A 14,132-nucleotide genomic window follows, 5' to 3' on the forward strand; every position below is an offset into this window, starting at 1 on the left:
CGCTACCCGCGCGTGTCGGCCGCCGCCGAGACGATGCCGCGCATGACGTTCCAGTAGCCGACGGGCGCGACGCGCGTGACCAGGTCGCTGAGCCGCGAGTCCCGGCCGATGAAGACCCGGGGGCGGCGGCGGACGATGCCGTCGACGATGCGCTCAGCGGCCTGGGCGGGCGTCGTTCGGTAGAGGGCCGCCTGGGCGTCGGCCGCGCGGGCGGCGGCACCGGGCGCGACGGCGGCGGCGACGCGGGCGTGGTGGATGATGCCGGTCTGCACGCCGCCCGGGTAGATCGCCGAGACCGAGACATCCGTCGTCTCGAGCTCGTGGCGGAGCGCGTCGGTGAACCCGCGCACGGCGAATTTCGACGTGACATACGGGACCCGGCCCGCCGGCGCGGCGAGGCCGTACAGGCTCGACACGTTGGCGATGTGCGCGTCGCCGGCGGCGATGAGAGCCGGCAGGAACGCCTTCGTCATCGCGACCGTGCCCCACAGGTTGATGTCGACCACCCAGCGGAACTCCTCGAGCGTGGCCTGCTCGAAGCTGCCGAGCATCGACACGCCCGCGCAGTTGAGGAGGACGCTCGGCGCGCGATCGTGGTCCGCCTCGACCGCGTCGGGCAGCGCGGCGACCGCGGCGAGGTCGGCGAGGTCGATCGCGTGGACGCTGAGGGTCGTCCCGCCGGCGCGCAGCGTGCTCGCGAGCGCCTCCATGGCGGCGGCGTCGCGGTCGACGAGCGCGAGCGCGCACCCTCGAGCCGCGAGCAGTTCGGCCGATGCCCGCCCCATCCCGCTGCCGGCGCCGGTGACGACGGCGAGCCGACCGTCGAGCTGCAGGGGACGTCGGCGGATCATGGCGCTCCTTCGCGGGGTGGATCGGGCAGTACACCCTGACATGCCATCGGCGCTGGACCAAACCCGAGCGGTGCACGCGATACGCGCGCACCGCGCGGGCCGTCCTACATGAGCATCAGGCGCGCCGCGGAGTGGACCCGCGCGTTGGCCTCGGTCGCGTCGCGCGCCGCCGACCGCTCGGCGATGGCCCGCAGCATCCGCTCGCGATCGGTGCGGCGGATGGTGCGCCGGCGACCCCATCTCGCGAGGGCCAGCCCCGCGCGCACGGCCAGGTCGGAGGCCCGGCCGGATGCGGGGGAGACGGTGAGCGTGTTCATGGCTGTTCCGTTCCGTCGGAGTCGGGTGCCTGCCCGCGAACCAGCGGGAAGGCGTTGATGTGGATCTGCACCGGGCGCGATCCGGGCGACGGCGTGCGCTTGTACGCGTCGATGTACCGCTTCAGCACGGCGTCGATGTCGGCCACGAGCCCGTGCAGCTGGTCGGGGGTCAGCTTCAGGTTGATGGTGTCGGATGTCGCGATGTCGAGCCAGTCGCTGCCGAACACCTCCTCGCCCGTGGCGAGGAACTCGCGGAAGTTCTGATCCCGCGAGCGGAACCACTCGTCCTCCACGAGCTTGACCGCGAGCCGTTCGGCGCTGCCCGGAGGGAGGTTTCGCGCGTCGGGGATCGCGATCGACCCCGGCCGGCGCTCCCACCAGCGTTCGCGACCCTTGCCGCGGCCGGTCACCTCCTGCACGAGTCCCGCCTTCGCGAGCTGCCGGAGGTGGTAGCTCGTCGCCCCGCTCGACTCGCCGAGCCGCTCGGCGAGGCCGCTCGCGGTGAACGGGCCGTACGTCGAGAGCTCGTCGTAGATCTGCACCCGCAGCGGATGCGCGAGGCTCTTCAGGCTCTCGGTCGAGAGCACGTGATCGATGCCGGGGTGCCGGGTGCTGCTCGGCTGCGCTTCGATGTCGTCGGTCGGATCGGCCATGATGCAAAGATATCCTTGCAAAGAACTGTTTGCAAGGGTTTCTTTGCATCGCGTGGCGGAGGCGACCCGAGGAAGCTCCGGTGGACTCTTGCCGCCTCGCGTGTGCGGTGCTACAACGGGCGTCAGTCGGCGTCTCGGGGGGCGTCATCCGACGACTCGTCAGGCGTCAGTCGGCGCGCGCATGCGGCCGACGTGCATGGTGGAAGAAGAGATGAACAAGACACTCGTCGGTGCTGCGGTGTGCGCGGTGCTGGTGCTCGGTTCGGCCAATGCGGCGTTCGCGGGCGAGGTCGGCGGTAGCGGGAAGGACACCCAGGGGCCGAGTCACGCGAATTCCGAATGCTCGTTCTCGGGACTCGAGGACGGCTCGGAGGGCGGCACGGCCGGTCCGGGCAACGTCCAGAACTGGGGCCACACCAAGGACAGCCCGTTCGTGCTCGATGCCCCGCGCGGAGCGTCGGACGTGCTCCTCGTGTTCGGCCAGTCGGGGTGCAACGCGAACCTCCACGGGATGAAGTAGGCCCGAGCGCGCCATCGACGACCCGGCGGGACCGGAATCGGTCCGCGCCGGGCCGTCAGGATGGCAGGTCGGGCGGTGTCCGGGCGCGAGGCCGCGGAGCCTCCCGATGTCCGCGTCCCGTCGAGTTCCCGCCGGACGACCCGGTCAGTTCGCGGCGAGGAGCGGCCCGAGCCGATAGGGAATGAGTTCGCCCATCGCGAGCGAGGTCTCCGTCCGCTCCACGCCCTCGATGGCGAGGATCTCCTCGTCGATGCGGAAGAGGTCGTGCGCGTCGCGGCACACGACCCGCACGAGCAGGTCGACCTGCCCCGAGAGTCCGTGCGCCTGGATCACCTCGGGGATCTCGGCCAGTGCGTCCACGACCTCGGACAGCACCTTCTGCCGCGCGTGCACCGCGACGAACGCCTCGAGCGGATAGCCGAGCGGGCTCGGATCGATGCTCCGCTCGAAGGAGAGGAACGCACCGGACGACTCGAGCCGGGCCATCCTCGCCTGCACGGTGTTCCGACTCATCCGCAGTCGCTCGGCGAGGGCGACGACCGTCGCCCGCGGGTCGGCCGCGAGGGCCGTGAGCAGAGCGCGGTCAACGGTGTCGTAGCCGGTCATACCGCCACACGTTAGCACTGGTATCGGACCCGCCACCATGCAACATGCTCAACGCGATCGTCGTTGCTTGAGCCGAATGCCATATCGTCGTACCCTGCGAGTATCCGGCATCGGCGCCGGTGCGAGGCTGCCCACAAGGCGGCCGAGCCGACACGGAGGTTCGACGATGACCCCTACCGACCGAGAGGCGACCGGGCTGCTCACCCGCCCCGACGACCTCGTCCGACTCCTCGACGCGACCGGCGGTCGCCACGCGAACCCCGAGTTCGATCCGTGGGTCGCCGATGTCGACGTCGACGCCCTGATCGGGCTGCACCGCGACATGGTCGTGGTCCGCCGGCTCGACTCCGAGGCCACCGCCCTGCAGCGTCAGGGCGAGCTCGGCCTGTGGCCGCCGCTCGCGGGGCAGGAGGCCGCGCAGATCGGATCCGCCCGGGCCCTGCACGACGACGACTTCGTGTTCTCCAGCTACCGCGAGCACGCCATCGCCTGGCTGCGCGGCGTCCGCCCCGACGAGCTGCTCAGCGTGTGGCGCGGCTCCGCGGCATCCGGCTGGAACCCGTTCGAGAAGCGGATGGCGATCCCGAACATCATCATCGGGGCGCAGTCGCTCCACGCCGTCGGCTGGGCGATGGGCTCGAAGTGGGACGGCTCGAGCGCCGCCTCGATCGCGTACTTCGGCGACGGTGCGACGAGCGAGGGCGACGTGAACGAGGCCCTCGTGTTCGCCTCGAGCTTCGACGCGCCCGTCGTGTTCTTCTGCCAGAACAACGGCTGGGCGATCTCCGAGCCCGTCGGCCTGCAGTCGAAGCAGCCCCTCGCGCGCCGCGCCGACGGGTTCGCCATGCCCGGCATCCGCGTCGACGGCAACGACGTGCTCGCCGTGCTCGCGGTCACTCGCTGGGCGCTCGAACGCGCCCGCCGCGGCGAGGGGCCCGCGTTCATCGAGGCCGTCACCTATCGCATGGGCCCGCACACCACGGCCGACGACCCGAAGCGCTACCGCACCGACGACGACCTCGCCGAGTGGCGCGAGCGCGACCCCATCACGCGGCTGCACGCGTTCCTGGCGGCATCCGGTGCCGACATGGAGGCGGTCGACGCCGACGCGAAGGCCGCGGCCGACCGGGCCGCTGCGGAGCTGCGCGCCGGGCTCACCGCGATCCCCGACCCCGAGCCGATGAGCGTGTTCGACCACGTGTACGCCGAACCGAACAGCCACCTCGAGCGCCAGCGCGAGCGCTATTCGCGCTACCTGGCGATGTTCGACGAGGAGGGGGAGCGATGACCACCATCACCTTCGGCAAGGCCATCAACGAGGGGCTCCGCCGCGCACTCGCCGACGACGACAAGGTCGTGCTCATGGGCGAGGACATCGGCACCCTCGGCGGGGTGTTCCGCATCACCGACGGCCTCAAGGCCGAGTTCGGCGAGCACCGGGTCGTCGACACCCCGCTCTCCGAGGCCGGCATCGTGGGCACCGCGGTGGGCCTGGCGTACCGCGGGTTCCGCCCCGTCCTCGAGATCCAGTTCGACGGATTCGTCTACCCCGCGTTCGACCAGATCGTCGCCCAGGTCGCGAAGCTCCACTACCGCTCTCGCGGGACCGTGCGCATGCCGATGGTGATCCGCATCCCGTTCGGCGGCGGCATCGGCGCCGCCGAGCACCACTCCGAGTCGCCGGAGGCGTACTTCACGCACACCGCCGGCCTCCGCGTCGTCGCTTGCTCGAACCCGGCCGACGCCTACGTGATGATCCAGCAGGCGATCGCGAGCGACGACCCCGTGATCTTCCTCGAGCCGAAGCGCCGCTACCACGTCAAGGGCGAGGTCGACCTCGACGCGAACCTGGCCGACGCCCGCCCCATGGGCGTCGCGACGACGGTCGCCACGGGCGACGACGTCACGCTCGTCACCTACGGCGCCCTCGTGCAGACCGCGAAGGATGCCGCGACCGCCGCCGCGGAGGACGGCGTGTCGATCGAGGTCATCGACCTGCGCTCGCTCGCGCCCGTCGACTACGCGACGATCGAGGCCTCCGTCCGCCGCACCGGTCGCCTCGTCGTCGCCCACGAGGCCGGTGAGCAGGGCGGCTTGGGCGCCGAGATCGCCGCGTCGATCACCGAGCGCTGCTTCGACTACCTCGAGGCCGCGCCCGTCCGCGTCACCGGGCACGACATCCCGTACCCGCCGGCGAAGCTGGAGCAGTACCACCTGCCCGACCTCGACCGGATCCTCGACGGCGTCGACCGCGCCCTCGGTCGGCCGAACTCGCTCTCGGAGGTCGACGCGTGAGCACCATCCGCGACTTCGCACTTCCCGATCTCGGCGAGGGGCTGACCGAGTCCGAGATCGTCGCCTGGCGCGTCCGGGTCGGCGATCACGTCGAACTCAACCAGATCATCGCCGACGTCGAGACCGCCAAGGCCGTCGTCGAGCTGCCGTCGCCGTTCGAGGGGACCGTGACCGCGCTGCACGCCGCCGAGGGCGAGACCGTGAACGTCGGCGAGAAGCTGTTCTCGTGCGATACCGGCGGGCCGGTCGATGCGCCCGCGGCCGCGACGCCGGTCGAGGCGGATGCCGCGTCGGCGTCGGCCGAGGACGCGCACGCCGCCGCGGCCCCTGCCTCGAGCGAGCCCGTCGAGGTGCGTGAACCCACGCTCGTCGGCTACGGCGCGGGCGCCGAGCGCGGCCCGAAGCGCCGGCCGCGCCGGCTCGGCGCGGCCGCGCTCAGGGAGGACCTCGTCCCTGCGCCGCCCGAGCACGACCGCATCGAACCCGACACGGCGACGCATCCGCGGGGCGTGGGCGATGGGGCGGGCCGCGGCGAGCGGCCGCGATCGACCCCGCCCGTGCGCAAGCTCGCACGCGACCTCGGGGTCGACCTCGAGGCGGTCGTCGGCACGGGCGAGCGCGGACTCATCACGCGATCCGACGTCGAGGCCGCGGCATCCGCGACCACGGGCGCGCCGCCGCAGACCGTGTCGCAGCCCACTTCCGTTGCCCGCGATGCTGCGCCGACCGAAACGCGCATCCCGATCAAGGGCGTCCGCAAGCACACCGCGGCCGCGATGGTCCGGAGCGCCTTCACCGCGCCGCACGTGACGGAATTCCTCACGGTCGACGTGACCGCGACCATGGAGCTGCTCGCCGGCATCCGCGCCGACCGCGCCTATGCCGGCCACAAGGTGACGCCGCTCACGGTGGTCGCCAAGGCGCTGTGCATCGCCGCCGGCCGCACGCCCGAGGTGAACTCGCGGTGGGACGAGGAGGCGCAGGAGATCGTGCGCTTCGGCCACGTGAACCTCGGCATCGCCGCGGCGACCGAGCGGGGGCTCGTCGTGCCGAACGTCGCGGGCGCCGAGCGGATGACGCTCATCGAGTTGGCGGATGCGATCGCCTCGCTCGCCGAGACCGCGCGCGCCGGGCGGACCGCGCCGTCCGACCTCACGGGCGGCACGATCTCGATCACGAACATCGGCGTGTTCGGGATCGACGCCGGCACGCCGATCCTGAACCCGGGGGAGGCGGCGATCCTGGCGATGGGCGCCGTGCGCCGCACTCCGTGGGAGCACCGCGGCGAGATCGCGCTCCGCGACGTCATGACGCTCTCGCTCTCGTTCGACCACCGCCTGGTCGACGGCGAGCAGGGCTCGCGGTTCCTGGCCGACATCGGCCGGATCCTCCGCGACCCCGGGCTCGCGCTCACGATGGCCTGAGTCGCACGGGAGGCCTGAGTCGAACGGGAGGCCTGTGTCGCACGGGAGGAACTTCCGGGTCCCGCGCGGACGATGGCCTGTATCGCACGGGAGGAACTTCCGGGTCCCGCACGGCGTGTCGCGGCGCGACACGCCGCGCTGCGGCCGGAAGTTCCTCCCGTTCCCGTTAACGTTCCACTCCCGGTCGCCCGGTTGCGGTTGCCGGTGCCGGCTTCCGGTACCCCCGGTGGCGGCGCGTTCGGCCGGCGGGCACGATGTCCGCATGGACGAACGCAGGCCACTCTCCCGCGCGGATGTCGCGGCCGAACTCGAGCGCACGGGATTCCGACACGATGGCGAACGTCTGTTCGCGGAATTCCGCACGCCGGATTTCGCGGGCGCGGTGCGGCTCCTCGACGCGGTGGCGGTCGAGGCGGATGCGATGAATCACCACCCCGACGTGCGTCTGGGGTGGGGGCGGATCGAATTCGACCTCGTCTCGCACGACGTCGGCGGCGTCACGATGAGGGACGTCGCGCTCGCGCGACGGATCACCGAGATCGCGGCCCGCCAGGGTGCGTCGGCGGGGTGATCCGATGGCAGGAGCGGTGGGTCCGCGTCGGGCGCACCGACGTCAGCCGCGACGTCGCGTCGCCAGGCCGGGAACGCCGGCGACCGCATTCCGCCCGCACGACCAGCGGTGAATTCCCGCGAATGTCAATGGGGCGTCGAATTGTCCACATCTGACCGGAATTCACGCAATTCCAATCGACGCGAATTTATGATCGGAATAGCCCGTTCCCAGAGAATCCAGCGGCCCCACCGCAGAAACGGAAGTGCACAATGGCAAAGCGCGTGGTCGAGACGCTCATCGACGACCTCGACGGCAGCGACGCCGACCGGACCCTGTCGTTCGCGTTCGACGGCGACCAGTACTCGATCGACCTCTCGTCGGCGAACGTCGACAAGCTCGAAGCGGCACTGGCGCCCTACATCGGGGCGGCGCGCAAGACCGCCGGGCGCGGCGGGGCGGCCCGTCGTCGTGGCGGCGCCCCCGCGGGCGGTGACACGAAGGACGCGCGCGAGTGGCTGCGCGCCAACGGGCACCAGGTGTCCGACCGTGGTCGGATCCCCGCACCGCTCATGGAGCTCTACCGCAACCGCTGACCAGGGCGGGGGCCCGTACGCCGTCGCCGGCCGGATCCGACCGGTCGGCGCCTCACCGCAGTTCGAGCACGACCTCGTCGATCTCGGCGCCGCGGGCGTTCGCGTAGCCGCGGTCGCGACCGACCTCGACGAACCCGAGCTTGCCGAGCACGGCGACGGAGGCCGCGTTGTCGGCGGCGGCTCGCGCGCGCACGGGTCGCGGCTGCGTGTCGAGGAACAGCCGCATGGCACGCGTGGCGATACCGCGACCCCACTGCTCGCGGTCGATCCAGTACGTGACCTCGGGCAGGTGCGTCTCGTCGTCGACCCACCGGCCGACGCTGCCGACGATCCGTCCGTCGCAGCGGACGGTGCGCGCGTCGACGTCCTCGCGGGCGAACAGTTTCGCCCAGTGCGCGTCGAACGCCGTGCGATCCGCCGGATCGGAGGCCGTGAAGGCCGCTATGCGGTTCGCCTCGGGATCGAGTTGGATGCGGAACAACTCGTCGAGATCGCCGGCGCGGGTCGCGCGCAGGGTCACGACGTGAGGCTCGACCATGCCATGTCCTCCAGGATGCTGCGAACGACTCTGTCCGCGGGTCGGCGCCCATGGATGCGGGCGCTGTGGGGGGTCGAGTTGATCAGTCCGAAGGCGGCGTGTGCCCGGATGCGCAACTCGGATTCGGCCCGGTCGGGCCTCAGGCGGGCGAGCACGCCCACCCACAGTTCGACGTAGGAGCGCTGCAGGCGCCGGACCTCGTGAGCATCGCCGTCGCCGAGGCTGTCGAGATCGCGGTCCTGCACGCGGATGACGTCGGCGTTCGCGAGCGCGAAGTCGACGTGGAAGCGGATGAGTCCGCGGAGCGCCTCGTCGGGTGCGGCGAGTTCCTCCACGGTGCGACGGCCGCCGTCGAGGAGCCCACGGCTGGCGTCGACGAGGATGGCCGCGAGGACCGCGGCCTTTCCGGGGAAGTGGCGGTAGACCGCGGGCCCCGACACGCCCGCGGCCTGGCCGAGCTCCTCGAGCGTCACGCCCGGGTACCCCCGCTCGGCGAACAGCCGCGCGGCTGCGGCGAGCAGCGCGGCGCGACGGTCGGCCTTGGCTCGACCGCGCTCGGTGAGCGTCTCGGTCAGGGTGCACCTCCCGGGGCATTCGGTGAATGAACACTAACCGAACGGTCGACGGGTGGCAAGCAGGTGGGTCCGCGCGGGTCTCAGCGCGCCGCCGCGGCGGCCGCCTCGCGGACGAGCCGGACCGCCTCGGCGGCGCCACGGTTCCAGGGCGTGCCGTGGCCCGGCAGCACCCACGTGGCATCCGTCGCCGCCAGCCGATCGAGCGAGTCGAGCGCGGTGTCGGGTGCATCCGTGAACGGCGCGGGCTGCGGGCCGCGTCGCCCCGTGAGCACGTGGCGAGTGGTGAGCGCGTCGCCGAGGGCGACCGCGTCGAGCGCGGGGGAGTGGACCGCGATGCTGCCCGGGGAGTGGCCGGGCATCGCGATGATCTCGGGCGAGCCGGGGAGGTCGGCGAGCTGTTCCCCGCCCTCGAGCGTACGGGCGTCGGTGAGGTATTCGGTCTTCGCGCCACCCTTGCCGAGGGCGTAGGCGAAGAAGCGCGCGACGGGCCAGGGGCGGATGCCGCGGCCGAGCTTGGTCGCGGGCTTGTCGCCGCCCTTCGCGCGATCGAGGTCGGCGGCGTGCACGTAGACGGGCACGCCGTGGTCGCGGCGGAGGCGCTCGGCGAAGCCGAGGTGGTCGGTGTCGCCGTGCGTGAGGATGATCGCGCGCACGTCGTCGATCGCGAGGCCGGCGTCGGCGAGCTCGGCCAGCAGGTCGCGGTGGTTGCCGGCGAGGCCGGCGTCGACGATCGTGACGCCGCGGTCGTCGATGAACAGGTAGGACGCGACGATCTCGTTGCCGACACGACGGATTCCGGGTGCGAGTTGCATGATGGCTACGATACATAGCTATGATGGCTAGTGTCAATAGCCATGAGGAGGCGGCCATGCCGGCACCCGCGAAGGTCACGCCCGAAGCGCTCCGCGCCACGGCGCGCGCGATCCTGGAGCGAGAGGGGCAACCTGGCCTCACCATGCAGGCCGTCGCCGCCGAACTCGGCGTGCGCGCGCCCTCGCTCTACAAGCACCTGCGCGACCGAGACGCGCTCGTGCGCCTCGTCGCGGAGGACGTCGCCGCCGAGATCGGCGCGCGCATGGACCGGGTGCTCGCCACCGAGGCGGAAGCGGCCGGCGCGGTGCGCGCGATCGCGGCATCCGCTCGCCGCTACGCGCACGAGCACCCGCACGGCTACGGACTGATCTTCGGGCCCCTGCCCGAATCGGCGAGAGCGCGCGGCTCGGCGATGGAACGGTCGAGCACCGCGATCCTGGAGGCGGCGCGACGGCTCTCGGGCGAGGCGCGCGCGCTCGATTCGGCGCGCACCATCACGGCGTGGATGCACGGGTTCGTCAGCATGGAGATCGCGGGCGCGTTCCGCCTCGGCGGGTCGGTCGACGACGCGTGGGAGTACGGGCTCGACCACCTGGTCCGGGGGCTCGCCGCGCCCGACTGAGGCCGCGGTTGCGAAGTTCGGTGAATGATCGCTAACATGAATCCCGGTTAGCGGGCGTTCACCGAACTGCTCGCGCACACGCCACGACGGAGAGGCGGAACGGGAGCGGATGCACACCATCACGAGCGCGGTCGATGCGGCCTCCGACGCCGCCCGCGCGAACGCCGACGCCCACGCCGCATTGGCCGACGAGCTGCGCGAGAAGCTGCGCGTCGCCGCCCTCGGCGGACCCGAGTCCTCTCGCGACCGCCACGTCGCCCGCGGCAAGCTGCTGCCTCGCGACCGCGTCGAGCGCCTGCTCGACGAGGGCAGCCCGTTCCTCGAGCTCGCCCCGCTCGCCGCCGCCGACCTCTACGACGACGACACCCCGGCCGCGGGCGTGATCGCCGGCGTCGGCCTCGTGCACGGCCGGCCCGTCATGGTCGTCTGCAACGACGCGACGGTCAAGGGCGGCACCTACTACCCGATGACGGTCAAGAAGCACCTCCGCGCGCAGGAGGTCGCCCTCGAGAACCGCCTCCCGTGCATCTACCTCGTCGACTCCGGAGGCGCGTTCCTCCCGAAGCAGGACGAGGTCTTCCCCGACCGCGACCACTTCGGCCGCATCTTCTACAACCAGGCGAACCTCTCCGCCCGGCGCATCCCGCAGATCGCCGCCGTGATGGGCTCGTGCACCGCCGGGGGCGCCTACGTCCCGGCGATGAGCGACGAGACGGTCATCGTGCGCGACCAGGGCACGATCTTCCTCGGCGGGCCGCCCCTCGTGAAGGCCGCGATCGGCGAGGTCGTCACGCCCGAGGAGCTCGGCGGCGGCGAGCTGCACGCGCGCACCTCCGGCGTCACCGACCACCTCGCGGAGGACGACGAGCATGCGCTCGAGCTCGTCCGCGACATCCTCACGACCCTCCCCGCCCTGCCCGAACGGGCCTGGGCCGTGCGCGAGCCGCGCGAGCCCGTCGTCGACCCCGCGACGCTCACGGCGGCCGTGCCCGTCGACGTGCAGCAGCCCTACGACGTGCGCGAGGTCATCGCCCGACTCGTCGACGGCAGCGAGTTCCACGAGTTCAAGAAGGAGTACGGCGACACGCTCGTCACCGGCTTCGCCTGGATCGACGGCCATCCCATCGGCATCGTCGCGAACAACGGCGTGCTCTTCAGCGAGTCGGCCATGAAGGGCGCGCACTTCATCGAGCTGTGCGACCAGCGCGGCGTGCCCCTGGTGTTCCTCCAGAACATCTCGGGGTTCATGGTCGGCCGCGACGCCGAGGCCGGCGGCATCGCCAAGCACGGCGCCAAGATGGTCACCGCCGTTGCCACGACCCGCGTGCCGAAGTTCACGGTCGTGATCGGCGGCTCCTTCGGCGCCGGCAACTACTCGATGTGCGGCCGCGCCTACTCGCCGCGGTTCCTCTGGATGTGGCCGAATGCGCGCATCTCCGTGATGGGCGGCGAGCAGGCGGCATCCGTGCTCTCGACGGTCAAGCGCGACCAGATGGCCGTGCGCGGCGAGGAGTGGTCGTCCGAGGCCGAGGAGGCGTTCAAGTCGCCCGTGCGCGCGCAGTACGAGGCGCAGGGCAGCCCGTACCACTCGACCTCGCGGCTGTGGGACGACGGGGTCATCGAGCCCGGCGACACCCGCACGGTACTCGCCCTCGCCCTCGAGCTCGCCAGCCGCACGCCGCTGCCCGAGCCCCGCTTCGGCCTGTTCAGGATGTGATGGGAATGTTCGAACGTGTCCTCGTCGCCAACCGCGGTGAGATCGCCGTCCGGGTCATCCGGACCCTGAAGCGCCTCGGCATCCGCGCGATCGCGGTCTACTCCGATGCCGACGCCGGAGCGCCCCACGTCGCGCTGGCCGACGAGGCCGCGCGGATCGGCCCCGCCGCGGCGTCCGAGAGCTACCTCGACTCCGCGCGCATCGTGCGCGCCGCGCTCGAGACGGGCGCCCAGGCCGTCCACCCTGGCTACGGCTTCCTCAGCGAGAACGCGGCATTCGGCCGTGCGTGCGCCGAGGCCGGCATCGTGTTCGTGGGGCCAGGAACGCTGGCCCTCGAGGTCATGGGCGACAAGATCCGCGCGAAGCGGCACGTCGAGGCGTCCGGCGTGCCCGTCGTGCCCGGCGTCAGCGAGCCCGAGGCGACGGATGACGAACTGCTCGACGCCGCACCGCACGTCGGGTTCCCGATCCTCGTCAAGCCGTCGGCGGGCGGCGGCGGCAAGGGCATGCAGGTCGCGCGCGACCAGTCCGAGCTCGAGCACGCGCTGCCCGCGGCCCGCCGCGTCGCCCGAGCGGCGTTCGGCGACGACACGCTCCTGCTCGAGCGGTTCGTCGAGCGCCCGCGCCACATCGAGGTGCAGGTGCTCGCCGACGCGCACGGGAACGTGATCCACCTGGGCGAGCGCGAGTGCTCGCTGCAGCGTCGTCACCAGAAGGTCGTCGAGGAGGCGCCGTCGCCGCTGCTCGACGCCGCGACCCGCGAGCGCATCGGCGCGGCGGCGTGCGAGGCGGCCCGCAGCGTCGATTACCTCGGCGCCGGCACCGTCGAGTTCCTGGTCTCGGATGCCGCGCCCGACGAGTTCTTCTTCATCGAGATGAATACGCGCCTGCAGGTCGAGCACCCGGTGACCGAGCTCGTGACGGGCGTCGACCTGGTGGAGCAGCAGCTCCGCATCGCGGCGGGGGAGCCGCTCGCGATCGCGCAGGGCGACGTGCGGATGACCGGCCACGCGATCGAGGCGCGCGTCTACGCCGAGAGCCCCGAGCGCGGCTTCCTGCCGTCGACGGGCGACGTGCTCGCCTGGCGAGTCCCTGCGGGAGAGGGCGTGCGCGTCGACGCCGGCATCCGCGAGGGCCAGCGCATCACCGCCGACTACGACCCGATGATCGCGAAGGTCATCGCGCACGGCGCCGACCGGGCGGAGGCCATCGATCGGCTCGACGCTGCGCTCGCCGACACCGTGCTGCTCGGCGTCGAGACGAACGTCGCGTTCCTCCGGACCCTGCTCGCACACCCCGACGTGCGCGACGGGCACCTCGACACCGGGCTGATCGACCGGCTCCCCGCAGCGGCATCCGCGGCGTCGGCGGGCGCGCCGGGGGCGGCGCATTCCTCGGCCGTCGCCGACCCCTCCGATCCGGCTGCCATGGACGCCCCGGGCTCGTCGCCCGACCCGCTCGGGCAGGTCGCGGACGCCGTGCGAGAGCGCGACGCGCGCGCCGCCGCGGCGGGCGACCACGCCTGGCGCAGCGCCCGGGGCTGGCGAATCGGCTCAGATGCGAGCGTCACGCCGGCGGCCGGAGCGGCCGATCGGCCCTCCGACCTCGACCGGGCCACGGTGGCGACCGCGACCGACGGCACGGTGTGGGTGCACCTCGACGGCCGCACGAGGGCGTTCGCGCGGCCGGATCGCCGCGTCGCGCTCGAGGCGCGCCTCGCCCTGCTGGAGCGCGGCGGCAGCGCCGACCCCGCTCTCCGCGCGCCGATGCCCGGCAGCGTCACGACGATCCTCGTGGGCGACGGCGACTCCGTCGAGCCCGGGCAGGCCGTGCTCGCGATCGAGGCGATGAAGATGGAGCACCGCGTCACCGCGACCGTCGCCGGCGTTGCGCGCCTTCGCGTCGCCGTGGGCGACCAGGTCGCGCGCGACCAGGTCGTCGCTCGCGTCGAGCCCGCGACGGTGCATGCCGAGGCCGGACCCGCGGCATCCGATGACCGACCCCGGGCCGGCGCCCACGACGCCGCCGTCCCGAACGCATCCCACCAGGAATGAG

16 protein-coding genes are annotated in these 14,132 nt (G+C 72.4%); 9 read left to right on the forward strand and 7 right to left on the reverse strand.

Annotation, left to right across the window (positions count from 1 at the left end):
• Positions 1-2: 2 nt before the first annotated feature.
• The 3 genes from ACSJD1_RS16175 to ACSJD1_RS16185 all read right to left on the reverse strand — a co-directional run bounded on the left by ACSJD1_RS16175 (position 3) and on the right by ACSJD1_RS16185 (position 1,821).
• Positions 3-851, reverse strand: a complete 849-nt coding sequence (locus ACSJD1_RS16175) for an SDR family NAD(P)-dependent oxidoreductase (protein WP_438856311.1) — start codon at positions 849-851, stop codon at positions 3-5.
• A gap of 104 nt (positions 852-955) precedes the next feature.
• Positions 956-1,168, reverse strand: a complete 213-nt coding sequence (locus ACSJD1_RS16180; RefSeq protein ID WP_438856312.1) for a hypothetical protein — start codon at positions 1,166-1,168, stop codon at positions 956-958.
• A complete protein-coding gene (locus tag ACSJD1_RS16185; RefSeq protein WP_438856313.1) occupies positions 1,165-1,821 on the reverse strand; it encodes an ArsR/SmtB family transcription factor in 657 nt (218 codons plus the stop codon). The genes ACSJD1_RS16180 and ACSJD1_RS16185 overlap by 4 nt, the downstream gene beginning before the upstream one ends.
• 211 nt (positions 1,822-2,032) lie before the next feature.
• On the opposite strand from ACSJD1_RS16185, the gene ACSJD1_RS16190 reads away from it, so the two are divergent.
• A complete protein-coding gene (locus ACSJD1_RS16190; protein WP_438856314.1) occupies positions 2,033-2,341 on the forward strand; it encodes a hypothetical protein in 309 nt (102 codons plus the stop codon).
• A 144-nt stretch (positions 2,342-2,485) separates the two neighbouring features.
• On the opposite strand, the gene ACSJD1_RS16195 is transcribed toward ACSJD1_RS16190, so the two are convergent.
• On the reverse strand, positions 2,486-2,947 hold the full coding sequence (locus ACSJD1_RS16195; RefSeq protein WP_438856315.1) for an Lrp/AsnC family transcriptional regulator: 462 nt from the start codon (positions 2,945-2,947) through the stop codon (positions 2,486-2,488).
• Between the two features lie 166 nt (positions 2,948-3,113).
• Between ACSJD1_RS16195 and pdhA the strand changes: the two genes are divergently transcribed.
• The 5 genes from pdhA to ACSJD1_RS16220 all read left to right on the forward strand — a co-directional run bounded on the left by pdhA (position 3,114) and on the right by ACSJD1_RS16220 (position 7,812).
• A complete protein-coding gene (gene pdhA / locus ACSJD1_RS16200; RefSeq protein WP_438856316.1) occupies positions 3,114-4,235 on the forward strand; it encodes a pyruvate dehydrogenase (acetyl-transferring) E1 component subunit alpha in 1,122 nt (373 codons plus the stop codon).
• Positions 4,232-5,242: an alpha-ketoacid dehydrogenase subunit beta gene (locus ACSJD1_RS16205; protein ID WP_438856317.1), complete on the forward strand. Its 1,011-nt coding sequence runs from the start codon at positions 4,232-4,234 to the stop codon at positions 5,240-5,242. Before pdhA ends, ACSJD1_RS16205 begins: the two co-directional genes overlap by 4 nt.
• Positions 5,239-6,666, forward strand: coding sequence for a dihydrolipoamide acetyltransferase family protein (locus ACSJD1_RS16210; RefSeq protein ID WP_438856318.1), 1,428 nt, complete (start codon positions 5,239-5,241; stop codon positions 6,664-6,666). The genes ACSJD1_RS16205 and ACSJD1_RS16210 overlap by 4 nt, the downstream gene beginning before the upstream one ends.
• Before the next feature lie 262 nt (positions 6,667-6,928).
• Positions 6,929-7,237 carry a 4a-hydroxytetrahydrobiopterin dehydratase gene (locus tag ACSJD1_RS16215; protein ID WP_438856319.1) on the forward strand — a complete coding sequence of 103 codons (309 nt, stop codon included), beginning with the start codon at positions 6,929-6,931 and terminating at the stop codon, positions 7,235-7,237.
• Positions 7,238-7,488: 251 nt separating this feature from the next.
• Complete coding sequence (locus tag ACSJD1_RS16220) at positions 7,489-7,812, forward strand: histone-like nucleoid-structuring protein Lsr2 (protein ID WP_438856320.1); 324 nt, start codon at positions 7,489-7,491, stop codon at positions 7,810-7,812.
• Between the two features lie 52 nt (positions 7,813-7,864).
• Here ACSJD1_RS16220 and ACSJD1_RS16225 read toward each other — a convergent pair whose 3' ends face one another.
• The 3 genes from ACSJD1_RS16225 to ACSJD1_RS16235 form a co-directional block, all read right to left on the reverse strand.
• Positions 7,865-8,350 carry a GNAT family N-acetyltransferase gene (locus tag ACSJD1_RS16225; protein WP_438856321.1) on the reverse strand — a complete coding sequence of 162 codons (486 nt, stop codon included), beginning with the start codon at positions 8,348-8,350 and terminating at the stop codon, positions 7,865-7,867.
• On the reverse strand, positions 8,329-8,925 hold the full coding sequence (locus tag ACSJD1_RS16230; protein WP_438856403.1) for an SACE_7040 family transcriptional regulator: 597 nt from the start codon (positions 8,923-8,925) through the stop codon (positions 8,329-8,331). The genes ACSJD1_RS16225 and ACSJD1_RS16230 overlap by 22 nt, the downstream gene beginning before the upstream one ends.
• Before the next feature lie 80 nt (positions 8,926-9,005).
• Entirely contained in the window at positions 9,006-9,737 is a 732-nt protein-coding gene (locus ACSJD1_RS16235; RefSeq protein WP_438856322.1) for an MBL fold metallo-hydrolase, read from the reverse strand.
• Positions 9,738-9,793: 56 nt separating this feature from the next.
• Between ACSJD1_RS16235 and ACSJD1_RS16240 the strand changes: the two genes are divergently transcribed.
• The 3 genes from ACSJD1_RS16240 (at position 9,794) to ACSJD1_RS16250 (ending at position 14,131) form a co-directional block, all read left to right on the forward strand.
• Positions 9,794-10,360 (forward strand): TetR/AcrR family transcriptional regulator, encoded by a 567-nt coding sequence (locus ACSJD1_RS16240; RefSeq protein ID WP_438856323.1) that lies wholly within the window; start codon positions 9,794-9,796, stop codon positions 10,358-10,360.
• Positions 10,361-10,469: 109 nt separating this feature from the next.
• Positions 10,470-12,077, forward strand: coding sequence for a carboxyl transferase domain-containing protein (locus ACSJD1_RS16245; protein ID WP_438856324.1), 1,608 nt, complete (start codon positions 10,470-10,472; stop codon positions 12,075-12,077).
• A 5-nt stretch (positions 12,078-12,082) separates the two neighbouring features.
• Positions 12,083-14,131, forward strand: coding sequence for an acetyl/propionyl/methylcrotonyl-CoA carboxylase subunit alpha (locus ACSJD1_RS16250; protein ID WP_438856325.1), 2,049 nt, complete (start codon positions 12,083-12,085; stop codon positions 14,129-14,131).
• Position 14,132 lies beyond the last annotated feature (1 nt).

Origin of the sequence: Agromyces excoecariae (assembly GCF_051715505.1) — a bacterium.
In the GTDB taxonomy this organism is placed as follows: domain Bacteria; phylum Actinomycetota; class Actinomycetes; order Actinomycetales; family Microbacteriaceae; genus Agromyces.

Coding starts and splice junctions, on each gene's coding strand:
- ACSJD1_RS16175 (WP_438856311.1), bottom strand. CDS start 851: ATGATCCGCCGACGTCCCCTGCAGCTCGACGGTCGGCTCGCCGTCGTC.
- ACSJD1_RS16180 (WP_438856312.1), bottom strand. CDS start 1,168: ATGAACACGCTCACCGTCTCCCCCGCATCCGGCCGGGCCTCCGACCTG.
- ACSJD1_RS16185 (WP_438856313.1), bottom strand. CDS start 1,821: ATGGCCGATCCGACCGACGACATCGAAGCGCAGCCGAGCAGCACCCGG.
- ACSJD1_RS16190 (WP_438856314.1), top strand. CDS start 2,033: ATGAACAAGACACTCGTCGGTGCTGCGGTGTGCGCGGTGCTGGTGCTC.
- ACSJD1_RS16195 (WP_438856315.1), bottom strand. CDS start 2,947: ATGACCGGCTACGACACCGTTGACCGCGCTCTGCTCACGGCCCTCGCG.
- pdhA (WP_438856316.1), top strand. CDS start 3,114: ATGACCCCTACCGACCGAGAGGCGACCGGGCTGCTCACCCGCCCCGAC.
- ACSJD1_RS16205 (WP_438856317.1), top strand. CDS start 4,232: ATGACCACCATCACCTTCGGCAAGGCCATCAACGAGGGGCTCCGCCGC.
- ACSJD1_RS16215 (WP_438856319.1), top strand. CDS start 6,929: ATGGACGAACGCAGGCCACTCTCCCGCGCGGATGTCGCGGCCGAACTC.
- ACSJD1_RS16220 (WP_438856320.1), top strand. CDS start 7,489: ATGGCAAAGCGCGTGGTCGAGACGCTCATCGACGACCTCGACGGCAGC.
- ACSJD1_RS16225 (WP_438856321.1), bottom strand. CDS start 8,350: ATGGTCGAGCCTCACGTCGTGACCCTGCGCGCGACCCGCGCCGGCGAT.
- ACSJD1_RS16235 (WP_438856322.1), bottom strand. CDS start 9,737: ATGCAACTCGCACCCGGAATCCGTCGTGTCGGCAACGAGATCGTCGCG.
- ACSJD1_RS16240 (WP_438856323.1), top strand. CDS start 9,794: ATGCCGGCACCCGCGAAGGTCACGCCCGAAGCGCTCCGCGCCACGGCG.
- ACSJD1_RS16245 (WP_438856324.1), top strand. CDS start 10,470: ATGCACACCATCACGAGCGCGGTCGATGCGGCCTCCGACGCCGCCCGC.
- ACSJD1_RS16250 (WP_438856325.1), top strand. CDS start 12,083: ATGTTCGAACGTGTCCTCGTCGCCAACCGCGGTGAGATCGCCGTCCGG.